Genomic DNA, 9,344 nt, shown 5'->3' with positions numbered 1-9,344 from the left:
GAACGAGCTGGTCGAGGCAGCCGACGAGAAGCAGCTGAACAAGACCATCGCACGCTACGGCCGCGTCGACCTCCTCTGCATCGACGAAATCGGCTACATGGAACTCGACCGCCACGGCGCCGAACTCCTCTTCCAGGTCCTTACCGAACGCGAGGAGAAGAACAGCGTCGCCATCGCCTCCAACGAGTCGTTCGGCAAAGCGCACATGTTCCGGCGAACCCGTGCGAGGTGCTGCCGAACTGCGACAGGTTCGACGAGGCATAGCGGGAACTCTCGTAGTCAGATGCCCTGTGGCCATCCGCCCAGGGCCCGCGTCAGATTCTTGTGAAGCTCCAGATCGTCCGCCGCCGCGGCGAGGCGATATGCAGTCGGCCCGACGCGCCAACCCGCGTCGTGATCGAAGGGCGGTCGCTGTCCCGCTGCGTTATGCGCGAGCTTGGCCACCAGTTCCGCGAGTGCAAAGTACAGAGCGTGTTCCTCAGCCAGCGGGTCTTCTCTGCTCAGACTCCGTCGCCGGATTCGGTCGAAGACTTCGCGGCCCCGCGGCCACTGGTCTTCACGTTCTGCCAGGATCAGGGCCTCGTCGATCTCTGGTGACCGCCCCATCTTCCGGGCCGCGGCAGCAAGAACGTTTCCGGCCCAGGGGACGGGTTCCTGCTGTTGCTGGAACAAGTTCCGCCCCCAGATATAGAGACGCTCATTCGTCGGCAGGTCAGCCACGATCACTCCAATTCTCGTGGAGGAAGCGGCGGAGATCGGCGGCAAGGGCGGACATCTGCTCGCCGGCTTCCAGCCATGTGGTGACGGAACCCTCCCAGCCGCCGGCGGTAGCCGGCCAGGGCCGAAGAGTCCAGGTCAACCCGACATGCCCGCCCGACCGGAAGACCGCTCTGAGGGTGAGGTCGTGATCGTTGTTCTGCCAGACGCGCTCTCCGTCCCACCCTCGAAAGTCCCGGGCCAGCTCCTCCAGGAAGGGCACCAGGTCCGCGTACCAGATCCACGCGACTACTTCATCGACACGGGCATTCAGCCCGGGCGCGCATGCCTCAATGGCGTAGTGCACGCAGTCTTCGTCCGGACGGAAACGGTCACAGAACCTCACCCTGACCGCGGGGTTGTCCTGGGAGCGGACGACCACCTCGGTCAATTCGTTGAGACCAATGTCGTGAGTGCTCATTCGCTGAACAGTAGGTCAGCTGGTCGCCCGCCGTCACCGTGATTCTGGGTCGGGCAGGCGGCCGGGATCGACGCGGTCGGCGAGGTAGATCATGGTGGCTTCGGGGTCCATGCCGAAGGCAGCGGCGACGAGTTTGGGGTCCATGGTGTTGACCAGGTCGAGCAGACGAGTGCAGCGGATCATGCGGGGCGGGAAGCCGCAGGCGTCGAGGACGTGGCTGAGATAGGCGGTGGATGCCGGTCCCCGGCCGGACTTCGTCTGGCGGGTGACCATCACGTGGGGATTGTCGGTCCGCTGGGCTTCGCGGTGAGCCAGACAGCGTTCCAGCACTGCCCATGACGCCGGGTCCAATGGGACCGGATGCGGGCGGTCGCCGAGGCGGGCGGTCCTCGCCCGCAGGTCGAGGTCAACGGTCTGCAGCATCTTGACCTCACGACTTGAGGCGCCGTGCAACAGCGCGAGCATGCCCAGCAGGGCCTCGTGCGGGTGGACGGCCCGGTCGGTGGTCCAGCGACGGAACAACACGCGTTGCTGGTCGAGTGTCAGCGTTGCCCCAGTGAAGCCGCTCGATCCTCGGCAGGTCAGACCGCGGGTGGGATCCACCAGCACGATCTTCCGCCAGCGAGCGAAGCGGAAGAACTGTCCGAGCACGACCAGCCGACGTTTTCGGGCCTTGGGCGAGCCAGCGAGGAAGGCTTCGACGTCGTGGACGTCGGTCAGCGCCCAGTCGTGCTTGCCGCGTTCGCCGGTGAGGAAGCGGGCGAGGTCACGCATGATGACCAGTGCCGCCTCGACGGTCGCATCGCTGCGAGGCCGTGTTCCGGCACGGCGGGCCCTTTCGCGCGAGCTCATCATGAAAGCGGCGAACGCATCCACCGGTGGCCGCAGGGTCTCGGGGACGGCATCGATGCGACGTTGTCGGCGGCCGGCCGCGAGCCGCTCGCCCTGATCGGTGGCCATGGCTATGCCCTGACCGGTGAAGGAGGTTTCCAGCGCGCGGGCGAGGGAGCCCATCGAGCGTCCGGAACGACGAGAGCGTTCGAGCAGTGCCTGCGGGTGGTTGGGCTGCTCGTCCAGGAGAAGCCGTCCCAGGGAAGTGATCATCGTGCAGGCGCGGCTGACGCAGTACTTGGCGGCGAGGTCGGCGGCGAAGTCCCGCAGCCATTCCGGAGGTTCGGCGAGTTCGGCGATCAGGTTCTCGGCCCGGACGAAGGGCCGGTCAGGGTGACGCTGCCAGCAGGCTGAGCACAGTCCCAGCCCGGCATGGCGCCGCACGAGGCCGCATTCGCGGCAGGTCCGGGGCGGCTGTTTGGTCTGGCGGGGACGCGAGCAATGCCCGCACCAGCCGGTGTCCTCGCGCAGATAGCCAGGCCGATGACACCGAGGGCAGGACGCCTTGGCGGCGTCGCGTTCAGTCTTGCGCGAGCAGTCCCGGCACAACGTCGCTGTCTTGTCTCTCACCGGGTGACCGCAGGCCATGCACACGCGTGAGCAGGTGATGCACCGGCCGGTGTCCTCCTGGAGGACGCGCTGCTGGCCGCAGCGGGGGCAAGCGGCCCTGGTCGCTGCCTCCTTCTGCCGGGCCGTGCAGCGACAGCAGTACTGCCGGTCGATGAAGCCGACCGGGGCCCCGCAGCCGATGCAGTCGCTCTGTTTCACGCCCACGATGCCAACCGGTCAGAGCGGCGGCATCGAACGGCCGCAGGCGGAGGCTGCTGGGGGAAGGTCAGCGACCGGCCTCGGTGGGGCGGCAGGACGCTCGACGGGGGTGGTGTCGACCTCGAACAGGTCGTTGGGAGTGCATTCCAGCGCGGTGCACAACGCGATCAGGGTGGACATCTTCACCTGGGAGGGCTCCTTGGTGAACAGCGCGGACACCGATGCGGAGGACATCTGCAGGCCGGCACGTTCGGCCAGAAGTCGCTGCAGCTGAGTGCCGGTCCACACCTCACGCTGGGCGGCGGCCATCCGCAGGCGCCATCGGATCTTCATGCGGGGCTGCCCTCCTCAACAGTGAGCTCGCCCAGAGTGGTGGTCACCGCGCGGCGATAAGCGTCCTCGATGAACGTCGCAGACGGCCGGACGTATCTCATGGTCGAGCTGACCGTCCAGTGACCGAGGAGTTGCTGGATCGTCACGAGGTCCACACCACGCTCGTAGTTATGCGTCGCGCAGGCTCTCCGCAGGGCATGCGGACTGAAACGGTCGGTGGCCGGGCGTCCTTCGAGTTCCATCAGATACCGCAGGCGGTTGCGGATCGTCCCGCGGTGCAGATTTCGGCCGGACTCGTCAGCAAACAGCACCGGGGAGTCGGGGAACTTCCCGCGAACATCGTCGAGGAACCAGCGCAGGACGAGGTCGAGGCCGTCCAGCATTGGCACCCAGCGCGGCCGGGGCCCGGAGGTGCGGGCGCCTTTGCCGAATCGCACGTGGAGTTTCCCGAACGGGCCCCGCGAGAAGTGGGCGTCGGGACGGTCCAGCAGGGAGGCCTCTTCCGAGCGCAGGCCGGCGTGATAGAGGGTCCGGAACATCGCATAGTCCCGGGCCGCGGGTGCGTACTTGCGGGCGGTGGCGATCCGGGCCTTAAGGAAGTCGAAGAACTCCGCCACCCGCTCCGGGGTCGGCGGCGGCAGCTGGGCCGGGGAGTCGTCCCCGACATGCCGCGAGGCGTTGAACTCGTCCACTGGGCAGACCAAGCGGACGCCGAACCCCGCTTCAATCTCGACGGCCTTGCGGACCTGCAGGAACCGGTGGAAGCCCTTGAAGATCTGCACATACTCGCGGCGGGTCGATGCCGCCCGCCCGGCAAGGGCCAGGTCGCCGACGACACGGTCGATGTCTTCAGGAGTGACCTCCCACGCGGGCTGGCCCAGCGTGTCGGCGTACACGTGAACGTCCCCAGCCTCGTACGGATGAAAAGGGACAGTTGCTGATGCGGTGAGACCTGCTGATCGGCACTCTTCTGCTTGGTCGATACGGGCGGCGGAGGGGGCTGGTAGTGGTCTTGGATCCGCAGCGTTGGCTGGAGCTTCGGCGCTTTCGTGGCCTGCTGGAGTCAGGTGCGATGAGCCTGTCGGAGATCTCCAGGGAGACCGGGCTGGACCGCAAGACGGTCCGCAAGTACCTGTCGGCACCGGGGCCAGCAACCCCTCCGCGGCGATCGCCGAGCGGGCGGTCGCGGGCAAGGGTGATCGACGAGTTCGGTCCGCTGATCGACTCGATGCTCCGGGCCGAGGTCCTGATGAAGGCCGCGGTCATCCACGAGCGGCTGGTCCAGGAGTACGGCTTCACCGGGAACTATCAGCGGGTCAAGCTCTACGTGCAGACGGCCCGGCCGAGGATCGCTGAGGAACTCGGGATCACGCCCAAGGAATTGGCGGGGATGCACCGCCGTTTCGAGGTGATCCCAGGGGCCCAGGCCCAGGTGGACTGGGGAGATGAGGGCAAGATCCTCGCCCACATGGGCATCGCGAAGGTCTACTCCTTCCACATGACGCTCTCGTACTCGCGGGACCCGTTCTGCTGCTTCACCACCAGCCAGGACCTGCAGACGTTTTTCGACTGCCACCGCCGGGCGTTCGCACACTTCGGCGGGGCTCCGATGACGATCGTCTATGACCGGACGAAGACCGTCGTCCGCCGGCACGTCGCCCCTGGTGAGGCTGTCCCGCTGCATCCGGAAGCGGTCGGCTTCGCCGGGCACTACGACTTCGACATTGATGTGCTGGCCGCCTACCGCCCGCAGGGCAAGGGCCGGGTTGAGCGGCAGGTGCTGATCGTCCGCGACCATGTCCTGTCCGGCCGGTCGTTCTCGTCCGTCGAGGAGATGGACGCCGCGTTCAACGCCTGGGTGCCCGTGCGGCGGGCCAGATCCACAAGACGCACCGGGAGGTCATCGCGGAGCGGGCGGCGAGGGACCACGCGGCTCTCAAGCCGCTGCCGCAGACCCCGTATCTGGTGGCCGAGCGGCAGCTGCGGCACGTCGGCAAGGACTGCCTGGTCGCCTTCGACGGCAACCTCTACTCCGTGCCGGCCCGCCGAGTCCGTGCTCGCCAGCTGGTCGAGATCCGGGCAACGAAATACCAGGTCATGCTGCATGCCACCCTGACCGACGCCCACGGCAGCACGTTGCTGGCGGCCCATCCCCGGGCGATCGGCCGGGGTGCTCGTGTCGTCGACGAGTCCCATTGGGACGGCTTGCCCACCGGCAAGGGACGCCGGACCACCACCGGCGATATCCCGGTCCAGCCTCGTCAAGAGCGGCCGCGGGGCGAGGAGGCCGGACCTTTGCAGGCCCTGCTGAACAGGGCCGCGGCCACCCGGATCGAGGTCGGGCGCCGACCGTTGTCGGTCTATGACGAGCTGACCGGCACCCGCCCCTTCACCACCCATCGAGCGACGAAGGAATCGTCTTGAGCGAGCTGACCGGCAACCGTATCCGCACCACGGCCGGCAAGCTCGGCCTGCCCCACCTCGCGGAAACCGTCAACGAGTTCGCCCGTCGGGCGGACGAGGCGAAGATGGGCTACCTCGACTTCCTCGACCTGGTCCTCTCCGAGGAACTGGCAGTCCGCGACGACCGTCGCTTCCGCCAGGGCCTGCGGCTCTCGCGGCTGCCGCACCACAAGACGCTCGATGAGTACGACTTCTCGTTCCAGCCCGACCTCGACCCGCGCAAGGTCAAAGACCTCGCCACCCTCTCGTTCGTCGAGGCCAAGGCGAACGCGGCTCTCCTGGGACCGCCGGGGGTGGGCAAGACGCATATCGCCGTCTCTCTCGCCGTTGCGGCTTGCCGGGCCGGCTACTCGGTCTACTTCACCAGCCTCGACGACATGGTCCGCAACCTCAAAGCCGCCGAAGCTGCCGGGCGCCTGGCCAACAAGCTGGGCACCTACTAGCGGCCTGGCGTCCTGGTGGTCGACGAGGTGGGCTACGAGATCCTCGAACGTGGAGAGGCGAACCTGGTCTTTCAGGTCATCTCAAAGCGTTACGAAAAGGGCTCGATCATCCTGACCTCGAGCAAGACCTTCAGTGAATGGGGACAGGTGTTCGGCGACGAAGTCCTCGCCACCGCCATCCTCGACCGCCTCCTGCACCACTGCGACGTGATCTCCATCAACGGACCGAGCTACCGGCTGAAGAACCGGCTCAAGGCCATCGAGCAGGACACAGACGTGGCCTGACACGCTGCTTCGTTATCGAGCCCGAGGGCGTGGTCACTCGCCGTCGAGTCGCTGGAAGATCCTGGAGAACTCGTCCGTCTCGATCAGCCCGGCGATCACATGGGTCATGTTGTCGATGCCGGGATCCCGGACGATCAGGCCGTCCGAGACCCAGAAGTAGCGGCCGCCGAGAGCCTCGTCGCTGCCTGCCCAGGTCTCCATCAGGCGCTCGACTTCGGAGACCGTGAAGACAGTCGCGCTCCACCGGGAGCCGTCTTTGAGGTCCACGAAGACATCGACGTTGCACACAGAGTCCAACTCCTCGTCCGAGCTGGGCAGGAATGATGCCTCGAAGGCTTCCATGCGAACCCGATACCACGGCCCGTCCCAAGCTCGTTCGACAGATTCGGGCGATGCGCTACGACTCATCGTGTGAGTGCCTCCGGCCAGCCTGACTATCTCAACCGTGCTGCTTCCCGCGACATAGCTGGGGACGTTCAGCCGTACGCGGCTGGGGAGCTTAGGCCGTACGCCGACACAGCGCGGTGAGCGTCCGTTCCAGCAGTCCGATGTCGTTCTCTACCGTCACCGGGCTGAACCCACGGGCCCGCCATGAGGCAACGAACGCCTCAACGCAGTCGGCCTGAAACTCCCACGGATCGGCGGTCACCGGCTCCAGTAGGACGGCACCACCCTGGACCACCCTCAATCGGGATGTCACCGGCACACCTTCCTCGCACCTGACCGATCAAGGCAGCACCTGGAGAATCCGGGCACCACCATGAAGACCAACGAGGACAGCAGGAGATGGATACGGGCCGGTGGCAGCTGCGATCCGCGAAAAGGAACATGTGCCAGCCCCAGATGGCTGGACCAAAACCTTCACCGACCCCCGCCTCTGCGCGGCCATCGTCGACCGCCTCACGTTCAACGGCACGATCATCGAGACCGGCACCGACTCCTACCGCCTCGCCAGCACCCGAGCGCGAGCCGAAGAGTAAGTCGCAGCCAGCTGACTGGCAGCCTGTTTCGCTTCTGACCAGGCCGCCGATCTACGGACCGGCGGCCCTTGTTACCGTCTCTCGGACCAGTCGGTCGGTTGCGGACGGAGCCGGATATGTTCCCCGAGGCGGTTTTGCACAGCAGACGACTGATCCTCCGCGCGTTCGACAGCAGCGACATCCCGGACACACATGCAAGCTGCTCGGACTCCCTCACTCAACGATGGCTTCCTCTGCCCCAGCCCTACACGCTGGACGATGCCACAGCCTGGTGCACAACCACTGCACGCGCGATGCGGGACAGCGGCGACGGAATCCAATTCGCCATCACCGACGCCAGCACCAAGCGCTTGATGGGCCAAGTCGGCTTGAAGAAGACGGACTGGCGAGCGCTGGTGAGCGAAGTTGGCTACTGGGTGTCACCCTGGGCGCGCGGTCACGGCATCGCAGCCGAAGGAACCCGCACGCTGGCGCACTGGCTCCTGACCAGCCAGCACTTCCAACGGATGGAACTGCGAGCTGCCACCGAAAACACCGCGTCCCAGGCAGTCGCCCTCAAGGCTGGCTTCCACCGCGAAGGCAACTTGCGAAACGCTGGCTTCGTGCACGGAGCTCGAGTCGACCTGGTTCTGTTTTCCCTGCTGCCCGACGACCTCGGGTCGTCGACTGATCCCACGAAGCACCGCTAAATTTCGTGAACATTCCGGTTGCCGCTCGCACCATTCTGCTGCCCAAACTCACCAACAAATGCTGTCCCTTGAAGTGAACGAAGCCAGACAGGTTGTGCGCCGGCACTCTTCTGGCTCTTCGCGGGATCATCCGCACTGCCAATTCCTACGCCGACGACGAACAAGATGACGCCGGCCGGGATCAGGACTCGCTTCCGTGTCCACTTCGGACGGCGCTGTGGGGGAGCGGGGGTGGTGTAGGGGTTGTTGCTGGGTGGCTGGGGCGGTTGACCCCACGGTGGCTGCTGGCTCTGAGAGGACGTTCTTGCTGCATATGTACGGGTTCAGGGGGCTTGTCTAGCGTCTGAATTCTGCGTAAGCAGGAGGATTTTAGCGGAATGTCCAACTGGCTGACGCGATCCTGCGCTTCATCCCAGTTACTTCGGAAAGCTCCTGTCTGGTTCGAATACATGCTCAAAATCGCTTTTGCCTCACCTGATCGAGCGATATGCCCGGTCGGACGCCTTGTGCATGAGTATCCCCATGACCTCTTCGCAGCAGCGCAAGCCGTACCTGAGCGACCTCTCCAATGCCCGCTGGACCCTGATGGAGCCGACCCTGACGGCCTGGCGGGCCGAGCGGCAGAAGACCTCGCTCAACCTCGGCGGCAAGGTCACCGACCTGCGAGAAGTAATGGACGCAATCCTTTTCGTCAACCGCACCGGGGTCCCGTGGCGCTACCTGCCGCACGACTTCCCTCCGCACACAACCGTGTTCAGCTACTTCAGCGCCTGGACCGCCGATGGCACGATCGAGAAGCTCGGCGTCCGCTTGCACCGGCTGGTCCGTGAGCAGGAAGGACGGGCCGCCGAACCGACCGCCTGCGTCATCGACGCGCAGAGCGTCAAGACGGCGCTGTCACGTTGTTGGGTGTGTGGGTGTCTGACGGTGTGTCGGGGCATGGTGGGGCCTGGTTCGGGGCCTGTGCTCAGGCCGTGGTGGACAGACCGGCGGTGCCGGTGACCTGCTCCCAGGTGGTGAAGCGGTGCTGCATCTCGGTGCGGTAGTCGGGGGCGGTCATCAGATGGCGGCGGGGCCGGAAGTGCGGTGAGATACCGCTGAACGCGGACAGGAACCGCTGCGCCCCGCCAGCGGAGCGGAAGCCTTTCATCGCACGTTCACGCTGCCGGGTGGGCTGGTGGCTGTTCTCTGCCCGGTTGTTGAGGCCCTTGTGGGAGCGGTGCTCGACGGAGGGCATGACCTCGCGGTGGGCCGCGCCGTAGGAGCGGAGCTTGTCGGTGACGATCACCCTCGGCACCGAGCAGGTTCTCTTGAG

The 9,344-nt window shown here is 66.0% G+C and carries 9 protein-coding genes and 5 pseudogenes; 6 read left to right on the top strand and 8 right to left on the bottom strand.

The genetic code is table 11. From position 1 onward, the window contains the following. Positions 1-196: pseudogene (locus ACIPEK_RS45510) on the top strand (ATP-binding protein); the annotation flags it as partial. An 83-nt stretch (positions 197-279) separates the two neighbouring features. On the opposite strand, the gene ACIPEK_RS45505 reads toward ACIPEK_RS45510, so the two are convergent. The 5 genes from ACIPEK_RS45505 to ACIPEK_RS45485 form a co-directional block, all read right to left on the bottom strand. Further along, on the bottom strand, positions 280-720 hold the full coding sequence (locus ACIPEK_RS45505) for a hypothetical protein (protein ID WP_402008684.1): 441 nt from the start codon (positions 718-720) through the stop codon (positions 280-282). After that, positions 713-1,177 (bottom strand): DUF6228 family protein, encoded by a 465-nt coding sequence (locus ACIPEK_RS45500; protein ID WP_402008682.1) that lies wholly within the window; start codon positions 1,175-1,177, stop codon positions 713-715. Before ACIPEK_RS45500 ends, ACIPEK_RS45505 begins: the two co-directional genes overlap by 8 nt. A 33-nt stretch (positions 1,178-1,210) precedes the next feature. After that, entirely contained in the window at positions 1,211-2,452 is a 1,242-nt protein-coding gene (locus tag ACIPEK_RS45495; protein ID WP_402008680.1) for an integrase, read from the bottom strand. A gap of 402 nt (positions 2,453-2,854) precedes the next feature. Further along, complete coding sequence (locus tag ACIPEK_RS45490; RefSeq protein ID WP_402008678.1) at positions 2,855-3,169, bottom strand: helix-turn-helix domain-containing protein; 315 nt, start codon at positions 3,167-3,169, stop codon at positions 2,855-2,857. Beyond that, a complete protein-coding gene (locus ACIPEK_RS45485; RefSeq protein WP_402008676.1) occupies positions 3,166-4,065 on the bottom strand; it encodes a tyrosine-type recombinase/integrase in 900 nt (299 codons plus the stop codon). The genes ACIPEK_RS45490 and ACIPEK_RS45485 overlap by 4 nt, the downstream gene beginning before the upstream one ends. A 110-nt stretch (positions 4,066-4,175) precedes the next feature. On the opposite strand from ACIPEK_RS45485, the pseudogene istA reads away from it, so the two are divergent. Next, positions 4,176-5,593 (top strand): annotated as a pseudogene (gene istA, locus ACIPEK_RS45480) (IS21 family transposase). Further along, a pseudogene (gene istB / locus ACIPEK_RS45475) lies at positions 5,590-6,360 on the top strand (IS21-like element helper ATPase IstB). Before istA ends, istB begins: the two co-directional pseudogenes overlap by 4 nt. 33 nt (positions 6,361-6,393) lie before the next feature. Here istB and ACIPEK_RS45470 read toward each other — a convergent pair. Both ACIPEK_RS45470 and ACIPEK_RS45465 read right to left on the bottom strand, forming a co-directional pair. Next, positions 6,394-6,768 (bottom strand): hypothetical protein, encoded by a 375-nt coding sequence (locus ACIPEK_RS45470; RefSeq protein ID WP_402008674.1) that lies wholly within the window; start codon positions 6,766-6,768, stop codon positions 6,394-6,396. Positions 6,769-6,859: 91 nt separating this feature from the next. Beyond that, positions 6,860-7,060, bottom strand: coding sequence for a hypothetical protein (locus ACIPEK_RS45465; RefSeq protein ID WP_402008672.1), 201 nt, complete (start codon positions 7,058-7,060; stop codon positions 6,860-6,862). Positions 7,061-7,205: 145 nt separating this feature from the next. On the opposite strand from ACIPEK_RS45465, the pseudogene ACIPEK_RS45460 reads away from it, so the two are divergent. The 3 genes and pseudogenes from ACIPEK_RS45460 to ACIPEK_RS45450 all read left to right on the top strand — a co-directional run. Then, a pseudogene (locus ACIPEK_RS45460) lies at positions 7,206-7,340 on the top strand (ATP-binding protein); the annotation flags it as partial. Positions 7,341-7,456: 116 nt separating this feature from the next. Beyond that, positions 7,457-8,029, top strand: a complete 573-nt coding sequence (locus ACIPEK_RS45455) for a GNAT family N-acetyltransferase (RefSeq protein WP_402008670.1) — start codon at positions 7,457-7,459, stop codon at positions 8,027-8,029. A 522-nt stretch (positions 8,030-8,551) separates the two neighbouring features. After that, a pseudogene (locus ACIPEK_RS45450) lies at positions 8,552-8,929 on the top strand (transposase); the annotation flags it as partial. Positions 8,930-8,996: 67 nt separating this feature from the next. On the opposite strand, the gene ACIPEK_RS45445 reads toward ACIPEK_RS45450, so the two are convergent. After that, positions 8,997-9,344 (bottom strand): DDE-type integrase/transposase/recombinase (locus ACIPEK_RS45445; protein ID WP_402008668.1); only part of this gene is annotated, 348 nt, incomplete at its 5' end.

It is taken from the genome of Streptomyces sp. NPDC088246 (assembly GCF_044741025.1).
Classification (GTDB): domain Bacteria; phylum Actinomycetota; class Actinomycetes; order Streptomycetales; family Streptomycetaceae; genus Streptomyces.
The sequence above is the reverse complement of the archived record's forward strand: the minus strand, read 5'-3'. Positions and strand labels throughout refer to the sequence as shown.

What these genes read in the sequence shown, in the direction of transcription:
- ACIPEK_RS45500 (WP_402008682.1), bottom strand. Translation starts at nt 1,177, where the DNA reads ATGAGCACTCACGACATTGGTCTCAACGAATTGACCGAGGTGGTCGTC.
- ACIPEK_RS45490 (WP_402008678.1), bottom strand. Translation starts at nt 3,169, where the DNA reads ATGAAGATCCGATGGCGCCTGCGGATGGCCGCCGCCCAGCGTGAGGTG.
- ACIPEK_RS45470 (WP_402008674.1), bottom strand. Translation starts at nt 6,768, where the DNA reads ATGAGTCGTAGCGCATCGCCCGAATCTGTCGAACGAGCTTGGGACGGG.
- ACIPEK_RS45455 (WP_402008670.1), top strand. Translation starts at nt 7,457, where the DNA reads ATGTTCCCCGAGGCGGTTTTGCACAGCAGACGACTGATCCTCCGCGCG.